The organism is Pseudovibrio sp. Ad5, from assembly GCF_001623095.1.
Taxonomy (GTDB): domain Bacteria; phylum Pseudomonadota; class Alphaproteobacteria; order Rhizobiales; family Stappiaceae; genus Pseudovibrio.
Genome location: NZ_LMCH01000013.1, coordinates 40,047 through 62,878, shown reverse-complemented (window position 1 = coordinate 62,878; position 22,832 = coordinate 40,047). Strand labels below are relative to the sequence as shown.

Annotated in this window: 21 protein-coding genes; 7 read left to right on the top strand and 14 right to left on the bottom strand. The window is 52.5% G+C overall.

Annotated elements, in window-relative coordinates:
* Positions 1 to 593: 593 nt before the first annotated feature.
* The 5 genes from clpS to PsAD5_RS08080 all read left to right on the top strand — a co-directional run bounded on the left by clpS (position 594) and on the right by PsAD5_RS08080 (position 5,526).
* Complete coding sequence (clpS, locus tag PsAD5_RS08100) at positions 594 to 923, top strand: ATP-dependent Clp protease adapter ClpS (protein WP_057463448.1); 330 nt, start codon at positions 594 to 596, stop codon at positions 921 to 923.
* Positions 924 to 935: 12 nt separating this feature from the next.
* On the top strand, positions 936 to 3,386 hold the full coding sequence (clpA, locus tag PsAD5_RS08095; RefSeq protein ID WP_063289444.1) for an ATP-dependent Clp protease ATP-binding subunit ClpA: 2,451 nt from the start codon (positions 936 to 938) through the stop codon (positions 3,384 to 3,386).
* A 155-nt stretch (positions 3,387 to 3,541) separates the two neighbouring features.
* On the top strand, positions 3,542 to 4,306 hold the full coding sequence (locus tag PsAD5_RS08090; RefSeq protein ID WP_063291726.1) for an AzlC family ABC transporter permease: 765 nt from the start codon (positions 3,542 to 3,544) through the stop codon (positions 4,304 to 4,306).
* On the top strand, positions 4,303 to 4,650 hold the full coding sequence (locus PsAD5_RS08085; RefSeq protein WP_063291725.1) for an AzlD domain-containing protein: 348 nt from the start codon (positions 4,303 to 4,305) through the stop codon (positions 4,648 to 4,650). Before PsAD5_RS08090 ends, PsAD5_RS08085 begins: the two co-directional genes overlap by 4 nt.
* An 81-nt stretch (positions 4,651 to 4,731) precedes the next feature.
* Positions 4,732 to 5,526, top strand: coding sequence for an N-acetyltransferase (locus tag PsAD5_RS08080; RefSeq protein WP_063291724.1), 795 nt, complete (start codon positions 4,732 to 4,734; stop codon positions 5,524 to 5,526).
* Between the two features lie 172 nt (positions 5,527 to 5,698).
* Here PsAD5_RS08080 and PsAD5_RS08075 read toward each other — a convergent pair whose 3' ends face one another.
* From PsAD5_RS08075 to PsAD5_RS08060, 4 genes are all read right to left on the bottom strand, one after another.
* A complete protein-coding gene (locus PsAD5_RS08075; protein WP_063291723.1) occupies positions 5,699 to 6,136 on the bottom strand; it encodes an HIT family protein in 438 nt (145 codons plus the stop codon).
* A 191-nt stretch (positions 6,137 to 6,327) separates the two neighbouring features.
* On the bottom strand, positions 6,328 to 7,590 hold the full coding sequence (locus PsAD5_RS08070; protein WP_446737482.1) for a GNAT family N-acetyltransferase: 1,263 nt from the start codon (positions 7,588 to 7,590) through the stop codon (positions 6,328 to 6,330).
* An 11-nt stretch (positions 7,591 to 7,601) separates the two neighbouring features.
* Positions 7,602 to 8,369, bottom strand: a complete 768-nt coding sequence (locus PsAD5_RS08065; protein ID WP_063291722.1) for a glycerophosphodiester phosphodiesterase family protein — start codon at positions 8,367 to 8,369, stop codon at positions 7,602 to 7,604.
* 59 nt (positions 8,370 to 8,428) lie between these two features.
* Positions 8,429 to 8,896: a RidA family protein gene (locus tag PsAD5_RS08060; RefSeq protein WP_063291721.1), complete on the bottom strand. Its 468-nt coding sequence runs from the start codon at positions 8,894 to 8,896 to the stop codon at positions 8,429 to 8,431.
* A 306-nt stretch (positions 8,897 to 9,202) separates the two neighbouring features.
* Here PsAD5_RS08060 and PsAD5_RS08055 point away from each other — a divergent pair, with 306 nt between their 5' ends.
* Positions 9,203 to 10,132 carry an EipB family protein gene (locus PsAD5_RS08055; RefSeq protein ID WP_159096806.1) on the top strand — a complete coding sequence of 310 codons (930 nt, stop codon included), beginning with the start codon at positions 9,203 to 9,205 and terminating at the stop codon, positions 10,130 to 10,132.
* Between the two features lies 1 nt (position 10,133).
* On the opposite strand, the gene PsAD5_RS08050 is transcribed toward PsAD5_RS08055, so the two are convergent.
* Genes PsAD5_RS08050 through PsAD5_RS08035 form a run of 4 tightly spaced genes read right to left on the bottom strand, consistent with a single transcriptional unit; the run spans position 10,134 to position 12,926 of the window.
* Positions 10,134 to 11,432 (bottom strand): DNA polymerase IV, encoded by a 1,299-nt coding sequence (locus PsAD5_RS08050; RefSeq protein WP_063291720.1) that lies wholly within the window; start codon positions 11,430 to 11,432, stop codon positions 10,134 to 10,136.
* Positions 11,433 to 11,487: 55 nt separating this feature from the next.
* Complete coding sequence (locus PsAD5_RS08045) at positions 11,488 to 11,907, bottom strand: hypothetical protein (RefSeq protein WP_063291719.1); 420 nt, start codon at positions 11,905 to 11,907, stop codon at positions 11,488 to 11,490.
* A gap of 46 nt (positions 11,908 to 11,953) precedes the next feature.
* A complete protein-coding gene (locus PsAD5_RS08040; protein ID WP_057463370.1) occupies positions 11,954 to 12,634 on the bottom strand; it encodes a hypothetical protein in 681 nt (226 codons plus the stop codon).
* Positions 12,621 to 12,926, bottom strand: a complete 306-nt coding sequence (locus PsAD5_RS08035; RefSeq protein WP_063291718.1) for a DUF3572 domain-containing protein — start codon at positions 12,924 to 12,926, stop codon at positions 12,621 to 12,623. Before PsAD5_RS08035 ends, PsAD5_RS08040 begins: the two co-directional genes overlap by 14 nt.
* Before the next feature lie 153 nt (positions 12,927 to 13,079).
* Here PsAD5_RS08035 and PsAD5_RS08030 point away from each other — a divergent pair, with 153 nt between their 5' ends.
* Positions 13,080 to 13,451, top strand: coding sequence for a response regulator (locus PsAD5_RS08030; RefSeq protein WP_057463368.1), 372 nt, complete (start codon positions 13,080 to 13,082; stop codon positions 13,449 to 13,451).
* A 994-nt stretch (positions 13,452 to 14,445) separates the two neighbouring features.
* Here the strand turns inward: PsAD5_RS08030 and rpmG are convergent.
* From rpmG to topA, 6 genes are all read right to left on the bottom strand, one after another.
* Entirely contained in the window at positions 14,446 to 14,613 is a 168-nt protein-coding gene (gene rpmG, locus PsAD5_RS08025) for a 50S ribosomal protein L33 (protein ID WP_008552972.1), read from the bottom strand.
* A gap of 163 nt (positions 14,614 to 14,776) precedes the next feature.
* Positions 14,777 to 15,958, bottom strand: a complete 1,182-nt coding sequence (locus PsAD5_RS08020) for an MFS transporter (RefSeq protein ID WP_063291717.1) — start codon at positions 15,956 to 15,958, stop codon at positions 14,777 to 14,779.
* A gap of 225 nt (positions 15,959 to 16,183) precedes the next feature.
* Positions 16,184 to 16,945, bottom strand: coding sequence for an NUDIX hydrolase (locus PsAD5_RS08015; protein ID WP_063291716.1), 762 nt, complete (start codon positions 16,943 to 16,945; stop codon positions 16,184 to 16,186).
* 3 nt (positions 16,946 to 16,948) lie between these two features.
* A complete protein-coding gene (locus tag PsAD5_RS08010; protein WP_057463365.1) occupies positions 16,949 to 17,365 on the bottom strand; it encodes a DUF983 domain-containing protein in 417 nt (138 codons plus the stop codon).
* Between the two features lie 49 nt (positions 17,366 to 17,414).
* Entirely contained in the window at positions 17,415 to 19,682 is a 2,268-nt protein-coding gene (gene rnr, locus PsAD5_RS08005) for a ribonuclease R (RefSeq protein ID WP_063291715.1), read from the bottom strand.
* Between the two features lie 141 nt (positions 19,683 to 19,823).
* Positions 19,824 to 22,619, bottom strand: coding sequence for a type I DNA topoisomerase (gene topA / locus PsAD5_RS08000; RefSeq protein ID WP_057463364.1), 2,796 nt, complete (start codon positions 22,617 to 22,619; stop codon positions 19,824 to 19,826).
* Between the last annotated feature and the right edge of the window lie 213 nt (positions 22,620 to 22,832).

Sequence of the window (22,832 nt, the reverse complement as noted above, 5' to 3'; positions counted from 1 at the left end):
CCCTGGTTGTTTCCATTTTCAGACAACCTATCTCTCTTCTTCAAAGCCCTCTCAAAACATTGTGATTCAGTATCCTGAATTCTGGCGGGCGTGTTTGGGTCCGCAGAATGGCCCGAATATGCTCATCTTACGTTGGGAGCAGGGTTTAACCCTTCGGATGGTCTGAGTGTTTTCTCTTCTTATTGGTTTGCATTTTCCAGTTTGCTTGGGGAATAATCAGTACTAACAATGAAAGAGAAGGCTTCGCGTGTCCTGAATGTCTGCAATTGATTGATCTGGCAGGTACATTCGGGAGGCTGCTGATGCCGCCGGGTGCGGGGCGTTGGCGCCAGCAAGTCTGTAAACCAGAGCGAAAAGACAGCGCAGATGCTGTAGCGAGAGTGTGAATGAGAGACCAGCGACAGGCAATGAGTGTTCTCAGGGGAGATAATCTTATGCTTACGGTGTATAATGAAACAGAAAATGAAACGCTGTTTGATTTTTCTGGAGTTGTTGGTGTGCCCTATGAAAATGCATATCCCTTGAATTCGCAGGGGGTACGTTTAAATACTATAAAGTCCTCTGCGTTATACATGGAGGGACAAAGAGAACAAATGAGCAGCGATTTCGACCTGGATAATGACGATGATGGCGGGACGATAACCGTTACCAAACCTAAGCCAAAAACAAAAAGGCCCAGTTTGTATCGCGTGTTGTTGCTCAATGATGATTTTACGCCGATGGAGTTCGTGATCCACGTTGTGGAGCGGTTCTTTCATAAGGATCGTGAAGATGCGACGCAGATTATGCTCCATGTCCATCATCATGGCGTAGGGGAGTGTGGAGTCTTCACCTATGAAGTGGCCGAGACAAAGGTCACACAAGTTATGGATTTCGCCCGAAAACACCAACATCCATTGCAATGTGTAATGGAGAAAAAGTAATAGGGGGCGCCTGTGCCGTCATTTTCTCGCAGTCTGGAGAAAGCTCTCCATCAAGCTTTGGCGTTTGCTAATGAACGCCATCAGGAATATGCGACCCTGGAGCATCTGCTGCTTTCATTGATTGATGATCAGGATGCTGCTGCGGTGATGCGTGCATGCAATGTGGACCTCGATCAACTGCGAAAAAGCATTGTCGAATATATTGATACTGAACTAGAGAACCTCGTTGTTGACGGGGATGATGATTCAAAACCAACCGCCGGTTTCCAGCGTGTCATTCAACGTGCTGTCATTCATGTTCAATCATCCGGGCGTGAAGAAGTGACTGGTGCCAACGTTCTTGTCGCCATTTTTGCTGAGCGTGAAAGCCATGCTGCTTACTTCCTGCAAGAGCAGGAAATGACACGGTACGACGCTGTCAATTATATCTCCCATGGTATTGCAAAACGGGCTGGCTTGTCTGAACCACGTCGGGTACGTGGTGCTGAAGAAGAATCCGATAGTGGCGCTGATCCTAATGTGAGCATGCCGCAACCTCCATCTGGTGGTTCTTCTGACCAAACAAAGCGGAAAACAGAAGCTCTTGAGGCTTATTGTCAGAATCTCAATGACAAAGCGTTTTCCGGTAAAATTGATCCGCTTATCGGGCGTGAGAAGGAAATTTCGCGCACTATTCAGATCCTGTGTCGCCGTGCCAAGAACAATCCACTTTATGTGGGTGATCCGGGCGTTGGTAAAACAGCAATCGCTGAAGGGCTTGCGCGCCGCATCATTGTTGGTGATGTGCCTGAGGTACTGAAAAACGCGACGATTTTTGCGCTGGATATGGGGTCTCTGCTTGCAGGTACTCGATATCGCGGTGATTTTGAGGAACGTCTGAAGCAGGTCGTCAAGGAAATCGAAGATTATCCGGGTGCGATCATGTTTATTGACGAGATCCACACCGTGATTGGTGCGGGTGCGACGTCAGGTGGTGCGATGGATGCATCTAATCTGCTGAAGCCTGCGCTGGCATCCGGTACGATCCGTTGTATCGGTTCCACCACATATAAAGAGTATCGCCAGTTCTTTGAAAAGGACCGTGCGCTGGTGCGTCGCTTCCAGAAAGTGGATGTGAACGAGCCAACCATTCCAGATGCGATTGAAATCCTGAAAGGGCTGAAGCCTTACTTTGAGGACTTCCATAACATCAAGTACACCAATGATGCGATCAAGGCAGCAGTTGAGTTGTCCTCTCGCTACCTTGCTGACCGGAAGCTTCCGGATAAAGCGATTGATGTGATTGATGAGTCTGGTGCGTCGCAAATGTTGCTGCCAGAGGGCAAACGTCGCAAGACAATCGGCCTGAAGGAAATTGAAGCAACCATCGCGACCATGGCGCGGATTCCTCCGAAGTCTGTTTCCAAGGACGATGCAGCGGTTCTGTCCAACCTTAAGGACAGTCTGAAGCGCGTTGTTTATGGGCAGGATCCGGCGATTGAAGCGTTGTCTGCTTCCATCAAACTGGCCCGTGCCGGTCTGCGTGAACCAGATAAGCCAATTGGTTCTTATCTGTTCTCTGGTCCGACTGGTGTTGGTAAGACGGAAGTTGCGCGCCAACTGGCATCGACACTGGGTGTTGAACTGACCCGATTTGATATGTCCGAGTACATGGAACGCCATACGGTTTCTCGTCTGATTGGTGCACCTCCAGGTTACGTGGGCTTTGATCAGGGTGGCTTGCTGACGGACGCTGTTGATCAGCATCCGCATTGTGTGCTGCTTCTGGATGAAATCGAGAAGGCTCATCCTGATCTGTTCAACATTTTGTTGCAGGTTATGGATCACGGTAAGCTGACGGACCACAATGGTAAGTCTGTCGATTTCCGCAATGTTATCCTGATCATGACCACCAACGCTGGTGCGGCTGATCTGGCGAAAGCTCCTATGGGCTTCAATCGCATTGACCGTGATGGCGATGATATGGATGCGATCAACAAGATGTTCACTCCGGAGTTCCGGAACCGTCTTGATGCGATCATTCCGTTCGCAAATCTGGATAGTGACGTTATTCATCGTGTGGTTGAGAAGTTCGTTATGCAGCTGGAAGCTCAGCTTGCGGAGCGTAACGTGACCTTTGAACTGACACCTGAAGCTGTGGCCTGGCTTTCCGAGAAAGGCTACGACCGTCTGATGGGGGCCCGTCCGCTGGGCCGTGTCATTCAGGAGCACATCAAGAAGCCATTGGCTGATGAGGTTCTGTTTGGCAAGCTTCAGAAGGGTGGTACTGTTAAGGTCTCCGTTTCTGAGGATCTTGAAGGTCTGCTTCTTGAAAGCGTTGAGGAACGTCCGACACCTAAGGCGAAGGCTGCCAAGAAAAAGCCGGTTGCCAAAGGCAAGGGCAAGTCCGTTGTTCCGAAAACGGGTCGGGGCGCTGATGCCACCAAGCGTGGTGATGTTCCCGGTATTCCGATTGCGGATTAAAGCACTGATAGTTGAGAAAAAGCCGGAGCATCTGCTCCGGCTTTTTTGTATGGTGGAGCTACGTAGTCTTGTGTAGGCTTCTTTATGCAGCTTCAATAGATTGCGTTTCTTCTTCCCCAAAGGCTCTTCTTTCTCGTGAGCCTCCGAGTTCTTAAATGACCAGTTCAGACATGGATATTGACGAAGGAGAGGATCCTTCGGAATTTGAGGGAGGTGCCTATTGGTTCCGCCAAGGAGCTAAAGGCGCGTTTTGCCTCCCGACACTTATTTTGATGATGGCCTTTGTGGGGTTTACTTCGCTGGCCCGCGAAGTTGGGCTCACGCTCACTGAAGTGCTCTTGATGAGCCTATTTATGTGGGCGTTGCCGAGCATTGTTGTTTTGACGGGCGCTATGAGTGCTGGAGCGGGGTTGATCCCCGCTGCGATTGCGGTTGCTCTTTCTGCTGTGCGTTTGATGCCGATGACGGTGGCGCTGATGCCCGTTCTGCGGGATGAGAAGCGCACCAAGACGTGGCATATGCTGATTGTGTCTCACTTCGTGGCCGTGACAGCGTGGGTGTTTGCCATGCGCAACTTGCCAAGCATGCCAAGGGCGGCGCGCCTTCCATTCTTTGCCGGGTTCGGGTCCACAGTGCATTTTGTGGTGCTGTGTTCGACGGCATTGTCTTACATAGTGCTTCCAGCGGTAGAGGGGCCGATTGCAGCTGGTCTGGTTTTGCTGACGCCGATCTACTTCATGTTTTCCATGTATCAGGCTTCTCGCACGAGTGGTGATAGGGCCGCGCTCATTCTTGGGCTCGTTCTCGGGCCTGTCTTCTATCACTTCTTTCCGGGAGCTGATTTGCTGCTGACCGGGTTTGTGGGCGGCACAATTGCCTTTGCGGGCTGGTTGTTTGCAACGCGGAGGGCTGAGCTGTGAGTGAAGTTTATGGCAGCTGGTGGTGGCCTTATGTGATGATCCTCGTTGCTGGCTTTCTGGCAACAGAGTGCTGGCGCTGGATAGGTGTGTTCGCCTCCGGCAAACTGCGCGAGGATAGTTTGCTGTTTGCGTGGGTGCGGGCCGTTGCGACGGCGTTGATTGCTGGCATCATCGCGCGGTTGGTTTTGTTTCCGGAAGGTGTGCTGGGCGATGTGCCGGTGTGGCTGCGTCTTGCTGCGGTGGCTGGCGGTGTTGTTGGATACAAGCTCCTCAACGACCGGCTGATGGCCGGGATTATCACAGCTGAGTTTGTGCTGATTGGTGGCTGGGCCTTTTTGATTTAGCGGATCTTGCTAAGCTTGATCGCACGCATTGCTGATCGTTGTTTCCCGTTCTAACGTAAGTTAGCGACTCGGGAGCTGACGATGACTTATATTGCCTTGAATGAGCAGACACTCTGTGACGAGCATATCTGCTGTGCAATCTCGGACAAAAAATGTGCGCAGGGCTACCAGTTGAAGAAGGACTGGCTGAGCCAGCAATTCTCCTCGGACTATCAGTTCATACGGTTGGATGAGCGCGCAAAGGTGTTCATTGAGTTTGGTCCGGCGGAAGCTGGCTGGGCGCCTGTGGTTGCTCCCGGGCATTTGCTCATCAACTGCTTCTGGGTTTCCGGCAAATACAAAGGGCAGGGCCATGGCAAGGCGTTGTTGGCCAAGGTTGTGGAAGCGGCGCGTCAGGCTGGTGCAACGGGGCTGGTGACGATTGCTGGCGCCAAGAAGATGCCTTTTCTCTCAGATGGCAAATGGTTCAAGCGGCAAGGCTTTGAGGTCTGCGACACGTCTCAAGATGGTATTGAGCTGTTGCGGCTTGGCGTTGATGGACAGGCTGGTTCCGCGACCTTCTCTGAAGTGGTTCAAAAAGGAATTGGGCCAAAGGGGGAGGGGCTGGTTGCGTACTACTCTAATCGCTGTCCGTTCACGGATCATCATGTGATGCAGAACCTGAAAGAGACTGCTCAAAAGCGTGGGTTGCCGCTCAAGATCGTTCATCTTGATACGCTGGAAAAAGCACAGTCGGCGCCGACGGCCGCTACGATTTTCTCGCTGTACTGGAGCGGGAAGTTTGTGACGACAGACCTGAGTGTTTGCATGGATTCACGCTTCGATAAAATCATGCAAAAGGCATTGAATGAGAAAGTGTCTATCGAGCTGGTTTGATCATTTTAGATGAATCGAAATTTTGAACCCTTGAGGATCTGATTCAAGTGTGCGGGCTAGTGCGTTGATTTCAGAATCAAAATTGCAGGCCGGTGTGGTGGTCGTTTCAAGTGAATCGAATTTTCCTCGCGCAATCTGGTGTGAGTGCGCGAGGTTGTTTCATTTGAAATGATCAGGAGTGAGCTGCAACAGCTGTGCGGATTTTCTCTGCGTTTGCTTTGAGCTTGTCGCCGTCTTCCATCTCGCCTGTGTGCGGGCGCAGGGAAACACCTTCAGTGCGCGGAATGACGTGAAAATGGGTATGGAACACCATCTGTCCGCCTGCGCCTTCGTTGAACTGGTGGATGGTGATACCGTCCGCTGCAAATGCCTGCTTGAGGATACGAGCCATCTTCTGCGCCGTCTTTGCGACAGCGGCAAGGTCAGCTTCTTCAATGTCGAGGATGTTTCGGGAGCCGTTTTTAGGCAGAACCAGCACATGACCATCTGCGCGTGGCATGATGTCCATGATTACAATCGTATTTTCGTCCTCAAAGACCTTCTCGGAAGGCAGTTCGCCGCGTAAAATTTTGGCGAAGATGTTTTGTTCATCATATGCGGAGCTGGTCATTGTGGGGTCCTCAATGGTCTCAATAATGTTTGGCCCCATTCATATCGCGATTCACTGCGGAAATCCCAATAAGAAATATGTGTTGTGATCTGGTAGGTGTTGAGAACCTGAGTGGACTTAAGAAACTGATTCAAGTTTGGCGAGATTCGTGAGTCTCTTCAGAATCTTGTGGGGGTGTCTTAATGTAGGTTCTAGGAGCCCTGCTGGCGAAACGGTCCGTGTTCCGACAGGATTTTCTGTTCATGCAGAACGGCTTGACGCTCCTGATCCAAATAGTGTGCGACTGCATTCCTTAACGAAGGGTGTGCAATCCAGTGAGCGGAGTAGGTGAGGTTGGGCATGTAGCCACGGGCGAGTTTGTGGCTTCCCTGCGCGCCAGCCTCAACACGTTGCAGACCACGCGACAAAGCAAACTCAATGGCTTGATAATAGCAAATCTCGAAATGCAGGCAGGGGTGGTTCTCAATGCAGCCCCAGTTGCGGCCATACAGGGTGTTGCCACCGATCATGTTGAGCGCGCCTGCAATGTAGCGGCCATTGCGCTTTGCCATGATGAGCAAGGTGTGGTCAGCCAGTCTTTCGCTGAGGAGTGAGAAGAATTCCCGGTTGAGGTAAGGCGAACCCCATTTGCGATTGCCAGTGTCTACATAAAACTCATAGAACGCGTCCCAGTGGCTTTCTTGTAAATCCGGGCCAGTGATCCATTCCACCTCAATATCGTGGTCCAGTGCGGTCTTACGCTCCTTACGGATGCTTTTGCGTTTGCGGGAGGATAAGACCTCCAGAAACTCGGTGAAGTCGCTGTAGCCGTTATTCTCCCAATGGAACTGCTGGTCTGTTCGTAACAGGAAGCCTTCGTCGCCCAGTTCCTTCCATTCCTGCTCAGTAAGGAAGGTGAGATGAGCTGATGAGCCTTCGATGCGTGTTGCCAGCTCTTTCAGGCCTGTGGTGAGGATCTTGATCGTTTCTGGCCGGTTGGCCTGCGGTGAGATCAGCAGGCGGCGTCCCGGTACTGGCGTGAAGGGAATGGAGCATTGCAGTTTGGGATAATAGTTTCCGCCTGCACGCTGAAATGCTTCAGCCCATGGATAGTCGAAAACGTATTCGCCCTGACTGTGGCTTTTTGCATAGGTTGGGATGGCTGCGATGGGCTTGCCATTTTCTTCCCACCAGATGTGTTGCGGGATCCAGCCTGCGTCCCATCCGACACATCCGCTTTCTTCCAATGCTTGTAAAAAAGCGTGTGAAAGCATTGGGTTAAACTCGCAAACTTGAGAAGTTGATTCAGTTTGCGAGTTTGGTGCGGATTGGATCGTTTCAGGTGAATCGATCCAATCCTGTTGATCGTAAAGGATCGGCGGTGTGCCGGGATTTGCCAGTGCGTCCCAGTCGGTGCTGGGTATCTCATCTAATGATGAGAGAACTTTCAGAACGGGTGATGGTGGTACTGGCAAATCAATTGGTCCTAAAGTGGATCTTCGTCTGGATTGAAGCCCTCGAAGACAATCTGGTCAGCGTGTTTGGCCGCGTTGAGACGATCTTCTTTCGTTCTGACAGTCCATGTCATGGTTGGCAGGCCGTAGAACTCACGCAGGAAACTCGGACCATCTGCTGGCAGATCTTTCACGAAGAATGAGACGAAGTGTGGGTCTGTTCTTGCCATGTGCACCATCCAGGAGATTTTCTCGATCTCGTGTTCTGTCAGGTGCAGGTGATCGTTCTCGCTCAGCGTGGTCATGGAGATGCAGCCGCGCGGAATTTGCGGTGCGACGTCCTTCATGGTCCGAAGCATCTTCGGGTCAAAGGATTTTATTGCTGCCGGACCTTTATAATCGCTGAGGATTTTGGCGATGGTTTTAATGAACTCATCCTGACCTTCTGCAAGGTTCAGGGTTTTGATTTCAATAACCAGCGGCACCTTGCCATCGACCAGGTCGAGCAGTTCTTGCAGGGTCCACATTGGATCAGTGGAGCCGCGCATGGAGAGCTTGCGCAGGTCAGCCAAATCGAAGTCGATGACCTTACCTTCGCCGTGTGTCAGGCGCTCAAGGTTCGGGTCGTGAAATACGATGACCTGACCGTCTTTGGTTTCCTGAAGGTCGACTTCAATGGCGAAGTTGTTTTCAACGGCAGCTTTGATAGCAGACGGGGTGTTTTCAAGAATGCCTGCTTCTTTATTATGGAAGCCGCGGTGAGCGATCGGGCGGGCGGTGAGCCAGGAGAGATCTTGCATGGAATATTCGAACTTGTTTCTTCAATAAATGGGAAGTGTTTTGTGTGATCAGAACACAATTAATCAGCAACTTCGAAAATTGCTTCGATCTCAACTGCTGCGTTGAACGGGAGTGAGCCAGCGCTGACAGCAGAGCGTGCGTGACGGCCAGCATCACCCATTGCGGCAACCATGAAGTCAGATGCGCCATTGATGACTTTTGGCTGGTCGCCGAAGTCGCCATTGGAGTTGACGAAGCCAACGATCTTGACGAGGCGTACGATTTTGGAGAGGTCACCGGTGGCAGCTTTTGCCTGTGCCAGCAGATTGATTGCGCAAAGACGTGCTGCTTCCACACCATCTTCGATGCTCAGGTCAGCGCCAACCTTGCCGGTTTTTGCGATCTTGCCGTCCTGCATTGGCAGCTGGCCGGAGATGAAAAGCTGGTTTCCGGTTTTTACGAAAGGCACGTAATTGGCAGCAGGAGCAGCAGCTTCCGGCAGTGTGACACCAAGCTTTGCGAGGTTTTGCTGGATTGTATCAGACATTCGTTTTCCCTCCGGTCGGAATGTTCTTTTGCAATAAGTGATGCAAATCCACGAAAACTCAAGAGTTTATCTCTTCACGAAGCCGTGGTCTGCAAGGTGAGGCGCAGACTCACATTAGAATCACTATGGTTGCAAGAGTGCAGGGGGCGTTGTCTACGTGGGAAACGTGTATCTAATTTGAAAGATTTACCCTAGCACCGATTTCCTTGGTGGAATGTTTGCGTTGGCGGTGGCGTTTATGCACTCTTTGAGGCTGGAAGAGAGGCATGCCCACGTGTCTTTTGTTCCGACATGATCGGAGGTTTTATGCTGAAACTACGCTTGAGACATGGTCTTCGCGGGATTGCAGGTTCTTCCCTCTCTATGAGTTTTCTGCTGTTTCCCTCGTTAGGCAGTGCTGCCGATCTTCAGCCTCACAAAGCCGTTTATGACATGCGATTGTCGAGCGCCCAAAATGGTGCGGACATTTCTGATGTGAACGGGCGCATGGTCTATGAGCTTTCCGGTTCTGCCTGTGATGGATTTACTGTGGACCTGCGGTTTGTGGTGATGAGTGTTGATGACGAGGGGCAGGAGACAATCACTGATCTGCGCAGCACCTACTTTGAAGCTCCGGACAATTCTCAGCTTTCGTTTGCCTATAAAACCTTCATTGATGATTTTTTAGCCGAGCAAGCACAAGGTACAGCGGAGCATCAAAGCTCCAAAGTGGACGTGGATTTGAGCGGACCAGATGAGAAGACGCTGAGCTTTGATGGTTCCATCATGTTTCCGCTGCAGCATCTGCACAGCGTGATTGATGGTGCAGCTGGTGGGCAGCACTTTATGGTTTCCAAGCTGTATGATGGCAGTGTTACTGGTGAGCAGTTGTTTGAGGCCACCACTGTTGTTGGCCGCAAGCTGGCTGATCCTTTGGCGCAGCGTTCCGATCAGCTTTCCCTGCCGAATGCTCTGGGACATGCAGATGCCTGGCCGGTTTCTATCGCTTATTTCAATTTAAGCGATGGTGCGCGCGGTGAGCGGACACCGGACTACCAGTTACGGACAGTGCTTCATGAAAACGGAGTTACCAGAAGCATGAACCTGAATTACGGGGTGTTTGAGCTGGAAGGTGCTTTGGTTGAGCTGGACCTGAAGCCTATAGTGCATGTCAGCACATGTGGAAGCTCCGTGGCGCTGGAGGAAGAAGTGAGCGCACCGTTTGCAGGGGCGATCAAGAAAGAGCAGCTGCGGTAGCTTAGCGTTTGCTCGGTGATTTTATGGAGCGGCCAAGAGAGACGACTGAGCTGTCTTTGAATTTTCCGCGCAAGGCATCCATTGCCCGTTCTGCTTTGGCGCGTTTTTCTGCTTGTTCGTCCAGTAAGTCTTCCGGATCGGCCTGATCTGCCGGGCCTAAATCTCCAATCCCTACACCAATGAGGCGAAATCGCATTTTGCCGTCGGCCACATTGTGCAGCAGATCGTCTGCTGTGCGGAAAATCTTGTCGGCCAGTTGGGTGGGATCATGCAGCATGCGCGAACGGGTGATGGTTTTGAAGTCGGCTGTTTTGAGCTTCAGCGTGACGGACCTGCCGGATTTTTCTGCCTTCTTGGTGCGGTAGGAGACCTTTTCAGTCAGCGCCCAAAGGCTTTTTGAAAGCTGAGTGACGTCAGAGACATCCGTGTTGAATGTGGTTTCGCCGCTGATGCTTTTTGCGCCTCTGTTTGAGGAGACGTGCCGGTCATCTTCCCCCTGACACAGTTTTGCAAGGCGCAAGCCCATGGCGCCGTACTTGCGCGCAAGGTCTGTCGGGTCCTTGAGCTGCAGCTGGCCGATGGTTTTGATGCCGTCCCGTTCCAGCTTGCCCTGAAACACCTTGCCAACGCCCCAGATGACGCTGGTTGGCTGTTTGGCGAGGAATTCTTTCTTCTCTGCATCCCCAATGACCGAGAAGCCGCGGGGTTTGTCCAGGTCAGAGGCGATTTTGGCGAGAAATTTGTTGGGCGCGAGGCCGACGGAGACTGAGAGCCTGAGTTCTGTCTGGATCTTGTTCACGAACTGGACGAGTAGTTCTGCTGGTGTCGCGCCATGAAGTTTCTGTGTGCCGGAAAGGTCTAGGAAGGCTTCGTCAATGGATAGGGGTTCGACAAGCGGGGTGAGTTTTTCCATCTCTTCGCGAATTTGGCGGCCAACCTGAGAGTACAGTTCCATACGCGGTTTGATCACGACTGCGTCCGGGCAGGCATCGAGTGCCTTGAACATGGGCATAGCCGAGCGCACTCCGTAAATGCGGGCGATGTAACACGCTGCGGAGACAACGCCGCGCTGGCCACCGCCGACAATGACAGGACGATCTGCCAGCTCTGGGTTCTCACGCTTCTCGACGGAGGCATAAAATGCATCGCAGTCGATGTGAGCGATTTCGAGTGTATCCAGTTCTGCGTGGGCAAGGATGCGCGGGCTGCCGCATTTGGGGCATCGCGTCAGGTCTGCCCGAAACCTGTGTGTACAGTCCCTGCAGAGTGCTTTGAGGGGAGTGGTGGCCTCAGGTGCCATGGAAGCCAGACCTTAGATTATTTTTGGAGTTCAGGTGCAGGGTCTGTAGCATGACCTAGTCCTCAATCTCCCAGGAAATTCGTGCGCCGCCCACATAAAACACGGAATTGCGCATCTGGTCTTTGTCCCATTCCTCAATCGTCCAGTCTTTTGAGTTGACGGGATCAAAGTTCAGGAAAAACTTGTCTTGTAAAAACATGCCGACAATAGGGTGTTTGATCGTGGTGTAAGCGCCGCCGCCCGGTTCGTGGAGTTTGAACTCAAGACTCTCTTCGACCCTGATCTTCAGCGTGCTAATGGCCCCTTGTGGCGATGTTGCCGGGCGCTGGCAGTCATGTGCGGCAAACTCCAGAAGCATGGAGCCGGGGCCACCGGATACACCGGAGGTGAACAGGGCGCTTTGCAATATCGCCCCGTTTAAATGTCCAAAACGCTCCAGAAAATACTGAAGGGTCGTGCTTGAAAGTTGTTCCACGCTTGGATTCTCTGGTTTTGTGAAAGGTTCACTTACAGCTGTGAGCTTACCTTACCGCAGCGACCAGCAGATTTTCAATAAAATCGCCTGTTTCTTTCCAGCAATTGCTCTTCAGGGCAACGTTTGGCAGATCTCCGGCGGTTGCGAAGAAGCGTGAGTCAGCAATGAAATGTACGAGCTGTACGTGAGGTGTGCTTTTGCCGACGGAGATAATGTTGGTTGGGCTGTCGTCAATGAAAATAACCGGGTGATGGCCCCGTTTAGCGCACAGAGCCGCAACGGCTCCACCTTTCGGGCCTTCGTTGGTGACGAGCGGATAGTCCATGCCAAGACGTGCGAGCAGATTCTCACGGGCGGATTTGTTGTGGCTACCGGGCAAGTTGGTCAGGATGACGATGTCGCAGAGCTTTGACAGGCGCTCAAGCTGTTCAGCTGCATGTGGAACAGCTTCCTGCTTGCCGACTTCGCTTTCGAAGAAATCATGAATGACTGCCATGCAGGCATCGTCTGTCAGGTTCTCGCCAGTCTGCGTGTAGACCATGTTTGCCTTGAGGCGGTAGGCGGTTTCCTTGAAGGCGACGCCATGATCTTTCATGAAACGCTCAAGGTGCGGGATGAATTGCAACAGAACTTCGTCCACGTCGCAGATGAGGAGCGGATGGGCGCGTTTTTCGATCTCTTTGATTTGCTGCAATGCGTTGGCGTTTGCGGTCTCAATGTTGGGCAAGGAAATCTAAGCCTCCAGCAAGTTTAAGATGAGCTGCGGCAATCATGGTCGGGCGAACACCGGCACTTTCTGTGTAGGCGAGCAGTAGTTGCTCGTCCTGCATCAGGAATTCAAGGACGCCTGCCAGGAAGCCCGGCTCGGCTGCCGCGTCGCGAATCTCTTGAGGCCCAATCCCGGCTAAAGACAGGAAGCGACCGAGCTGTTCGGGCTCGCTGCCAAGAAATGTAAGGGCACCAATTGCAATTTCCTGTGCAGTATCTTCGGTCAAACTGCCGGTTTTGCCTAAATTCATTGGTGTTTGCCTTTCTGAAACGAATCCGAATTAACTATGTAGCAGGAAATTTAGTGTGGGACTTGTCCCAATGCCAGTCGCAACGCGGCTGCATCACACCTTTATTTATGGCTAAACCATTTTTGGGGCGGCATTCTGTGCAGGACTGAACTGATGCAAAAGACCGTGCTGATTGTTGAAGACAACGAACTCAACATGAAGCTGTTTAACGATCTGCTTGAAGCTCATGGATACGCGACCTTGCAGTCTCGCAATGGCATGGAAGCGCTTGAGCTCGCTCGTGCACATAAGCCGGATCTGATCCTGATGGATATCCAGCTGCCTGAAGTTTCAGGGCTTGAAGTGACCAAATGGATCAAAGAGGATGATGACTTAAAGATCATTCCTGTGATTGCGGTGACTGCTTTTGCCATGAAGGGGGACGAGGAGCGCATTCGCCAGGGCGGATGTGAGGCCTATATTTCCAAGCCAATCTCTGTTGGTAACTTCCTGGAGACAGTCTCAGGGTTCCTGAAGGACACATAATACAACCGTGATTAGTTGTGATTGTGGTTAATTGGTAAATTGTACTCAGCTAGAAGTTGTGGGTTTGCTGATCCTCAGAAAGCAAAGCTTTAGTAACCTGTTTGATCTTGCCAGTTTTTATTGAGTGAAAGACTCTCATCAAAAGTCGTAGGTCTTTGAAACTAGATGAAATCACCGAGTGAGTCTTGCGGGGACTGTTGGGTTTCTGTGCGTATGCCTCTTGATAATCGGCGGTTTCTTTCCTTTTGTTGTGTATAGGTGAAGAATCCCCTCCATTTTCAGGAGCGCAATTACCTTAAAGCTTTACTAAAGTCGTAAATGTTGCGATGGTGATATACGAAATCATCAACTTCATGAAATTATTGACTGTAAAATTGCAGTATTGGCCTTTGGTTGATTGAATAAGTCCCGGCAATACTGCTTCATAGTTTCCCTACGGAGCGCTCAGGTCCGCCGCATCTCCTGGGTCCGTGGGGTTGGCCGGCGAGTAAGCGGGTTCTGAGTGGCCTCCTCGTGTCATCCGGTTCTCGCCGGCCACCACTTCTTTCCAATAGTAGAGGATTGACGCTTACAGGCATGGGCCTGTGCATCTGGTGCTGTTTGCACTGGATTCTGCGCGTCTATGCCAGAGTTGGTGCGTGGAAGGCTTGCAGGAGGCGTGAAGCTGGTGTGATCGGTCATTCAGTCAGGGCGATTTTCTTATGTGTCAAAGTGATCGTGGTGGCCAATTCTCGTTGAATTTGAAGCGGAATTGACCGTATTGACCGGACTATACTCAGTCCAATTCCTCTTGTGTGAGGAAATGTTGTCCACCCCTGACAATTGAGTGGTTCGAGCGTGCAGGCGAGTTGGTTGAGGAGTGCTCAGTTCGCGATTCTTGTTTGCGCTTGAGTGCTGGAGGGGCTGTCGTGAGAACGCGCGCTTGAGAGCGCATACAAAAAAGGCGCTTGCAGACTGCAAACGCCTTTTTTGAAAATTCAGATGAATCCAAGACTTACTTGATCTTGGTTTCCTTGAACTCAACGTGCTTCTTTACGACTGGGTCGTATTTACGCTTCACCATTTTTTCGGTCATGGTGCGGGAGTTCTTTTTGGTCACGTAGAAGTAGCCGGTGTCCGCAGTGGACTGCAGCTTGATCTTAATGGTGGTCGCCTTGGCCATCGCTAAGGATCCTGTCTGTTTTCGGCCTTTTTAAGAAGTGGCCGGTTGTTTTGTTTGTCCCGGTGGCACCCTCACACCTTCGCTTCGGGTAGGGTGCGCTTCCGGGGAAACTTTGGGAATTCAGCGCGCACATTACTAATCACAGGGCTAAAGTCAAGATGCATTAGGGCGCTGAGCCGAGTCTTGTCCCCCTTATCAGGCATATAATTACATATGCGCCCAAGAATCCTGCAAATACCAGTGGTAGTCCGTCCGCACCCCACGCAGAAAGAGCAAGTCCGGTGCTGGCAGGACCCACCAACTGGCCAATGGAATACATGAGAACGAAGGCCGCATTGGCGGAAGCCAGATTAGCCCCGTCAAAGCGTGCACCAAGGTGTGTGAGGCCAACTGTGTAGAGCCCGGCCACGACGCCGCCCCAGACAAAGAGAAGAGCGCAAATGCCATAAAAACTGCCGGAGAGCGGGATCATAAGCAGTGCGCCGATCACACCAAAGGCTCCGCAATAGACCAACAGATGACGGCGGTTCATGCGATCAGAGAGCATTCCCAGCGGGATCTGGAGTACCATGTTGCCGGCAGCCATTGCAGAGACAAGCAGGGTCGCAGTTTGCGCTGTCAGGCCAATCTTGAGGCCGAACAAAGGAAGCAATGATATGCCTGATTGTTCCACAGCTCCGAAGACAAATCCGGCGAATGTGGCAGCTGGAGCTATCCACAAAAATGCATAGAGCTTTGAGGTCGCTTCACTTTCGATTCTCGGTGCAGCGTTGAAGCCGATCAACACAGGTAAGGCTGCAATAATGATGCCTGCGCTTGCCAGCAAGAATGGGAGTGCGCCTGTTGTGCCCGCAAATGCAAGTACCAGAGGCCCTGAGGCAAAGCCAAGGGCCAGCACAGTGGCGTAAACGCCCATGAGGAAGCCTCTGTGCTTTGAAGGTGCCAGTGCGTTGATCCAGAACTCGGAGAGGATGAAGGCAGAGGTTGTTGCTCCGTGGAACAACAGACGGAGTGGGAACCATGCCCAGAAGTTTTCAAACACAAAAAAGAAGGGCAGGGAGAAACCAGCGACCAACAGGCTGATCAGGAGCGCCTGAGGTGTGCCCAGTTTGCGTGCAAGGTAAGGGCCTACCGGAGTGGCAGCAATAGAGGCAACGCCGGAGAATGCGGTGTTGATGCCGATCCATGTGTCGCTGACACCGCGATACTCAAGCGTGAGTGCAAGCAGAGGCAGGCTTGCGGACAGGGAAAGGCCAACAGCTGTGATAGCCGCGATGGCTGCAATGATGCCGCGAACCTGTTTCGGTGAGAGGGAATTGGCTAAAGTGCCCGATGTCTGAAGCATTTACACAACTGCGTTTCAAGCTCGTTACGAGCAGGTGCTTTCGTCCATGTTGCGCTCATATACATTCACGCGTCATGTTCTAAAGCCGTGTTTCATGCGTGTTCTTGTCCGAAAAACAGATCTGCTTTCCGGGGATACGCTCTAAATGCTTCTATCAGGAAAAGTGCAAGGCGCAACACATAGTATCGTGGCGACATATGTTTGTTGCGCCTTGGGTAATCAGAATTAAATTTCTTCGCGCGCGAAGCCGTCATTCTTCCAGTAGTAGTATGGCACGGGGCCATCTGGAGAAAGATCCGGGTCTTTGGCAAGGCGATTTTCAAGATCTGTCAGGACAGCCAGAGTGATGCGCGGCAAGTCCAGCTCTTTGCACTGCTCAATTGGCAGCCACTGGAGCTCTTCCAGCTCTTCTGTTGGTCCAATGCCGGTTTCCAGCTTGTGCGCAATCTGGTCCGCCCATACAGCGAAGAAACGCGCATCAAAGCGACGGGTCCTGCCTGGAGGGGTGATTGCACGGGCAACGTAGCGAAGTGGCTCAAGATCCGGCAGGATGCCCAGTTCGTCAAAAGCTTCAAAGCCCGGACCTGCTGGTTCGCTTGGGCCTTCGGTTTTGCGGCCAACAAACAGGCCTGCCTCCTCGTAGGTTTCGCGAATGGCAGCAATTGCCAGTGCACGCAGGCGGCTTTCAGTCTTGATCTGCTTTTTGTCGTAGTTGAGCTTGGCGAGAACATCTGGATGATAGTCGCGTACATATCTGACGCGGCTGTCTTCAGAATCGACACGGCCACCCGGGAACACGAATTTGCCAGGCATGAATTTGTGCGCCATATGACGCTTGCCCATCAGCAGATGCAGGGAGCCATCGTCCTTGCGATCCAGAATAAGCAGTGTGGAGGCGTCTTTTGGCCTCAAAGGCTGAGCGGCCGGGTTGTTGTTTTCTTCCGCTCGCTCAACTTTGACTTCTTTCGTCAGGTCTTCCGTGGACATTCCTTACCTCTGATTGGCGCGTGTTGGGCCAAAACTAGGTGCTTTGCCGGCAGTTGCAAAGCCATCCATACGTAGTGCCCATTGCAAACCAACCAAGGCGCCCTTGATTGGGCGCAGTAGAGACAGAGACATGATGATGGTTAAAGGCAGCCAGACGGCCATGTGGAGCCACATAGGCGGTACGTAGGCCATCTCTACCCACATGGCCAGCGCAACGACGACGTGACCAACGATAAAGATTGTGAAGTAGGGCGGAGCGTCATCTGCGCGGTGGTGGTGAAGTTCTTCACCACAGTTGTCGCAGGACTGTTTCACGCTCAAGTAACCGTCGAAGACAGAGCCAATGCCACAGGAAGGGCATTTGCAGCGCATGCCACGCAGCACTGCTTCTCCGGTATTCCGATCTTGATGGGTATTCATTTATACCTGCCTTTTCCGTCCCGTAAATGCAGGGGAGCGCACGGTTTTTTTATGTGCGCTTCCGCTTATTTCCGTTTTTTGACCGGCGTAAACCTTTTGGCTTGCTGTTGTTTCTTGCTTGCCAACCCTTGTGCTTAGCAACCCGTCCCGCTGCTTCGCCCTTGGATTTGCCTTTTGTGAGCATTTCAAACCGTAAAGAGCCCGCAAATGGGGCGGCTTCCACCAGTTTGACCTGCACTGCGTCACCAAGTTGGTAGGTTTCACCAGTTGCTCTGCCCAGAAGGGCATGAGCCGATTCTACATATTCGTAGTAATCCATACCAATGGTAGATGCAGGAATGAAGCCGTCTGCGCCATTTTGTAGCAGTTTGACGAACAGGCCAGATTTGGTCACTCCGGCAATTCGCCCAGAGAATTCAGCCCCAATTCTCTCGCAAAGGTACAGGGCAATCAGTCGGTCAATGGTTTCGCGTTCAGCCAGCATTGCCCGTCGTTCTGCCGCAGAAATCTCTGCTGCAATGGCAGGTAGCTTCTCTTCGATGCCGTATGGCAGGCCATCGTCCCCGAGGCCGAGTGCACGAATGAGGGCGCGGTGCACTATCAAATCTGCATAGCGGCGAATAGGGGATGTGAAGTGTGCATAACGTCGGAGGTTCAAGCCGAAGTGTCCGATGTTCTCGGCATTGTACTCCGCTTGTGCCTGCGAACGCAGCACGACCTCTGACACCATGGTTGCGCTTGCGGTGTCTTTGAACTTGTCGAGAATGTTGTTGAACACAGAAGGACGCAGGCCGCCAATGTGAGGCAGTTTGACGTCCAGCGTGGAGAGAAAATCTCTCAGGTTCTCCAGCTTTTCCGGTGTCGACGCATCGTGCACACGATAGAGCAGGGCAGAGTTGCGTTTCTCAAGCTCTTCTGCGGCTGCGACGTTCGCCTGGATCATGCACTCTTCGATGAGTTTGTGCGCATCCAATCGGTCAGGAACGACGATCTGGTCAACGGTGCCGTCTTCTTTGAGCAGAATACGACGTTCCGGGATGTCGAGTTCCAGTGGCTGCCGTTTGTCTCGGCCACGCTTCAGGATCTCATAGGCAGCCCACAATGGCTCAAGAACCGGTTCCAGCAGTGGGCCGGTTTTGTCGTCTGTCACGCCTTCAATGGCTTTTTGGGCCTGTTGATAGGAGAGCTTAGCCGCGCTGCGCATGATGACGCGATGGAACGAGTGGGATGTTTTCTTGCCGTTCTTGTCAAAGACCATCCGTGTTGCGATGGATGGGCGGTCTTCGTTCTCGCGCAAGGAGCACAGATTGTTAGAGATGCGCTCAGGCAGCATCGGGATTACGCGGTCAGGGAAATAGACCGAGTTGCCGCGTAGCAGTGCTTCCTTATCCATCGGAGAGCCCGGTGTGACATAGGCTGCCACGTCTGCAATTGCGACGTAAACGATGCAGCCGCCTTCGTTCTCCGGGCTGTTGTCCAACTGAGCATAGACCGCGTCATCGTGATCTTTTGCTGTCGCAGGGTCGATGGTGAGAAGCGGGATGTCACGCCAATCTTCACGGCCCTTGTGGCCAACAGGCTTGATGTTTTCCGAAACAGCAATGACAGCTCCTGGGAACTCATTACGAATACCCTGTGTGTGCAATGCGATTTCGGAGACAGCCATTTCCGAAGTGGTGGACCCAAAGCGTTTGACGATGCGGCCACGTGGTGTGCCGTATCGTCCGACTTTGTGGACTTCGATCTTTACGAGGTCACCGTCTTCAGATTCCATCAGCTCACGCGGATCCAGATCGACAGCGCGCTGCTTGCGGTCAACTGGTTCCAAAGTTGCTGCTTTGGTTGCCTTGTTGATGCGCAGGATGCCAAGGACGTCGGTGTCCTGGTTCTCCAGGCGCTTCATCACGCGCACGACGTGTTTGGCTTCGGGGGATCCATCCTGATCGTCCAGCAGTTTCACAAGGGCGCGGTCGCCGATGCCTGGGACGGGGTTGAATTTGTTTTTGTTCTTTTGCGACAAGACGAGAACGTTCGGTGGCTCTCCATGCTCTTCATCCCAGTTCATCGGGATGCCGAGGAGCTCACCGTCAGCAGTTCTGCTTGTGATTTTTACAACAAAGACAGGAGGAAGATCGCCTGGACGCAACATGCGTTTCCGGCGTTTTTCGAGATGACCAGCTTCAGTCAAATCTCTCAGCATTCGTTTGAGGGGGATGCGCGCTGCGCCGACGATACCAAAATGGCGGGCGATTTCGCGTTTACCAGCTTTGCCGGGATTGTCGGCAATAAACTTCAGAATGTCTTCGCGGGATGGCATTTCTGCCGGTCCCTTGTGTCTTTTTTCAGTGGCCTTTTTTCGGCTCAATGTATCTCATCCAGTGCGGCTTTTATGCCGCGAAAAGGGGCTCCCGATGAACGGAAGCCCTTATGTTTCGTTGTCCGGAGAGTAACGGGGATCTTAATCCTTCTTCGCGTTGATCAGCTCGATTGCCTGTTCGCGGGTTACCGTCTCCGGGTCTGTTCCTTTTGGCAGGGAGGTGAACTCCTTGCCCCATTTGATCCGAACGCCGAGGCGGCCGCTGTCGCGCAGCTCCATCGCTCCACCATCCGGATGATCGCCAAGTTCTTTCAGTGCCCCTTTGGGCGCTGCTTTCTTGGCCGTTGTTTTCTTTGCAGCTGCCTTTTTGGCAGGCGCTTTCTTCTTACCTTTTGTTGCTGCCTTGGCGTTTACAAGCTCTGTTGCCTGTTCCAGCGTGACAGCTTCTGGTGCAACGTCCTTTGGAAGGGTTGCGTTGATCTTTTCCCACTTCACGTAGGGGCCATAACGACCGCTGTATACGTTGATGGCGCCGCCATCGGGGTGGTCACCAAGTTCTTTGAGAGGTTTTGCGGCAGCTCCGCGGCCTCCGCCCTTGGCACGCTTTTCTGCCAAAAGGGTTACGGCGCGGTTGATGCCGACGGAGAAGACTTCGTCCGGGCTGTCCAGGTTGGCATAGGTGCCATCATGTAGCACGAACGGTCCAAAACGGCCCAGACCTGCGGAAATGGTCTTGCCATCTTCTGGATGAGTGCCGACTTCGCGTGGCAAGGAAAGCAACTGAAGGGCTTTCTCCAGATCCAGATCGGCAGTGCTCCAGCCACGTGGCAAGGACGAGCGCTTTGGTTTGGCTTCTTCACCTAGCTGTACATATGGGCCGAAACGGCCTGTGCGCAAGGAGACTTCCAAACCGGTTTCCGGATCAATGCCCAAAACCTGAGGTCCGTCTGCTGCTGCACCCGCATCAGATGTGCCGCCTGAGGTGAGCTGACGTGTATAATCACAATGTGGCGGATTTTCGTTTGGTTCTTTGCCGTCTTTCTTGTTTTTGTTGTAGTTGGAACAACCAACAAACGCGCCGAATTTGGAGACTTTCAGTGACAAGCGACCGGTTTCACATTTCGGGCACTTGCGTGGATCAGAGCCATCTTCCTTGTCTGGGAAGACGTGTGCTTTGAGGGTTTCGTTCAGGGCATCCAACACTTCTGTGTTGGAGCGCTTAATCACCTCATCACAAATTTCGTGGAACGGGTTCCAGAAGTCACGCAAGACGGCCTTCCATTCCAGATCGCCAGCTGAAATCTTGTCGAGCTGGTCTTCAAGGCTTGCTGTGAAGTCATACTCCACGTAGCGATTGAAGAAGTCTTCAAGGAATGCAATTACCAGACGACCTTTGTCCTGTGGGATCAGGCGTTTCTTGTCCAGATCTACGTATTCGCGATCGCGCAGAGTTTGCAGCGTTGCGGCGTAGGTGGACGGGCGACCAATCCCCAGCTCTTCCATCTTCTTCACCAGTGTTGCTTCGGTGAAGCGTGGTGGAGGTTCAGTGAAGTGCTGGTTGGCTTCAATGCCTTTACGACCGAGGCTGTCGCCCTTTGTCATTGGCGGCAGGCGTTTGCTTTCCTCGTCTTCCTCATCATCTTTACCTTCCTGATAAAGAGTGAGGAAGCCATCGAAACGGACAACAGAGCCAGATGCGCGCAGGGCAGCTTTCTTGGCGCCGTTTGCAGCTTCAATGTCAACAGTGGTGCGCTCCAGAACAGCAGATTCCATCTGCGAGGCAATGGTACGCTTCCAGACCAGCTCATAAAGGCGTGCGCCGTCTTCGTCGAGGAACTTTGCCATGTCCCGCGGGTGACGGGACAAGTCGGTCGGGCGGATCGCTTCGTGCGCTTCCTGAGCGTTTTTGGCTTTGGACGTATACACCCGTGGCTTTTCAGGAACGTACTCATCCCCATAACGGGAGCCGATGACGGCGCGCGCGCTTTGAATTGCTTCTGGAGCGATCTGCACACCATCGGTACGCATATAGGTGATCAAGCCAGTGGTTTCACCGCCGATGTTCGCGCCTTCATAAAGCTTTTGCGCAACCTGCATGGTGCGTGCTGCTGCAAAGCCGAGCTTACGGGAAGCTTCCTGCTGAAGGGTAGAGGTGGTGAAGGGCGCATATGGATTACGTCGTTGTGGCTTGCTCTCAACATTGCTGACAGAGAAGCTCGCACCTTCAAGCATCTGCTTGATCGCTGTGGCTTCCTGCTCGTTCTTAATGTCGAGGCGCGTAATCTTCTGGCCGTCAAAATTGGTGATGCGTGCCTGAACCGGCGCGTTTTCCGGTGTGTTCAGGTTTGCCAGAATGGACCAGTATTCCTGAGAGAGGAATGTCTCGATCTCGTTCTCGCGCTGACACACAAGGCGCAGCGCAACGGATTGCACGCGGCCTGCTGAGCGGGCACCTGGCAATTTGCGCCATAGAACCGGGGAGAGCGTAAAACCCACGAGATAGTCGAGTGCACGACGAGCCAGATAGGCGTCGACAAGCGGCACATCCAGTTCGCGCGGATTTTTCATTGCTTCCAGAATGGAATTCTTGGTGATCGCGTTGAATACCACGCGCTCGACCTTCTTATCCTTCAGGACGCGTTTCTTTTTCAAAACTTCCAAGACGTGCCAAGAAATGGCCTCTCCTTCGCGGTCGGGGTCAGTTGCGAGAATAAGGCGGTCAGCCTCCTTCACCGCGTTGGCGATATCCGACAGGCGCTTTTGAGATTTGGAATCGACAGACCAAGACATGGCAAAGTCGTCGTCCGGCAGCACGGAGCCGTCCTTTGGAGGCAGATCGCGCACATGGCCGTAGGACGCCAGAACTATATAGTCCTTGCCCAGATATTTATTGATGGTCTTGGCTTTCGCCGGTGATTCCACAATGACTACGTTCATTGATTTCCTGGCTTTCGCGTAAATCTCGTCTTGGAATTGATAAATCAAAAACCGTTTTATGAGTCGAACCGACACAATCTCGGATGACTTCGCGGCTGTCAAATGGCCTTTTCAGATCAATTGGTCAAGAGCGGAAAAGCCACTCCCTTAATTTTCCTTGGGTCATATTTTGGTTGCGCTTGCTAATTTACGCAACCTAAGGTAATGGCTTCA

Bases quoted from the DNA above. Each gene is read 5' to 3' on its own strand.
- PsAD5_RS08020 (WP_063291717.1), bottom strand. From the start codon at position 15,958: ATGCTTCAGACATCGGGCACTTTAGCCAATTCCCTCTCACCGAAACAG.
- rnr (WP_063291715.1), bottom strand. From the start codon at position 19,682: ATGCCATCCCGCGAAGACATTCTGAAGTTTATTGCCGACAATCCCGGC.
- PsAD5_RS08050 (WP_063291720.1), bottom strand. From the start codon at position 11,432: ATGGCACCTGAGGCCACCACTCCCCTCAAAGCACTCTGCAGGGACTGT.
- PsAD5_RS08060 (WP_063291721.1), bottom strand. From the start codon at position 8,896: ATGTCTGATACAATCCAGCAAAACCTCGCAAAGCTTGGTGTCACACTG.
- PsAD5_RS08075 (WP_063291723.1), bottom strand. From the start codon at position 6,136: ATGACCAGCTCCGCATATGATGAACAAAACATCTTCGCCAAAATTTTA.
- PsAD5_RS08090 (WP_063291726.1), top strand. From the start codon at position 3,542: ATGACCAGTTCAGACATGGATATTGACGAAGGAGAGGATCCTTCGGAA.
- PsAD5_RS08055 (WP_159096806.1), top strand. From the start codon at position 9,203: ATGCTGAAACTACGCTTGAGACATGGTCTTCGCGGGATTGCAGGTTCT.
- PsAD5_RS08010 (WP_057463365.1), bottom strand. From the start codon at position 17,365: ATGAATACCCATCAAGATCGGAATACCGGAGAAGCAGTGCTGCGTGGC.
- PsAD5_RS08080 (WP_063291724.1), top strand. From the start codon at position 4,732: ATGACTTATATTGCCTTGAATGAGCAGACACTCTGTGACGAGCATATC.
- clpS (WP_057463448.1), top strand. From the start codon at position 594: ATGAGCAGCGATTTCGACCTGGATAATGACGATGATGGCGGGACGATA.
- rpmG (WP_008552972.1), bottom strand. From the start codon at position 14,613: ATGGCCAAGGCGACCACCATTAAGATCAAGCTGCAGTCCACTGCGGAC.
- PsAD5_RS08065 (WP_063291722.1), bottom strand. From the start codon at position 8,369: ATGCAAGATCTCTCCTGGCTCACCGCCCGCCCGATCGCTCACCGCGGC.
- PsAD5_RS08035 (WP_063291718.1), bottom strand. From the start codon at position 12,926: ATGAATTTAGGCAAAACCGGCAGTTTGACCGAAGATACTGCACAGGAA.
- PsAD5_RS08015 (WP_063291716.1), bottom strand. From the start codon at position 16,945: ATGTCCACGGAAGACCTGACGAAAGAAGTCAAAGTTGAGCGAGCGGAA.
- topA (WP_057463364.1), bottom strand. From the start codon at position 22,619: ATGAACGTAGTCATTGTGGAATCACCGGCGAAAGCCAAGACCATCAAT.
- PsAD5_RS08030 (WP_057463368.1), top strand. From the start codon at position 13,080: ATGCAAAAGACCGTGCTGATTGTTGAAGACAACGAACTCAACATGAAG.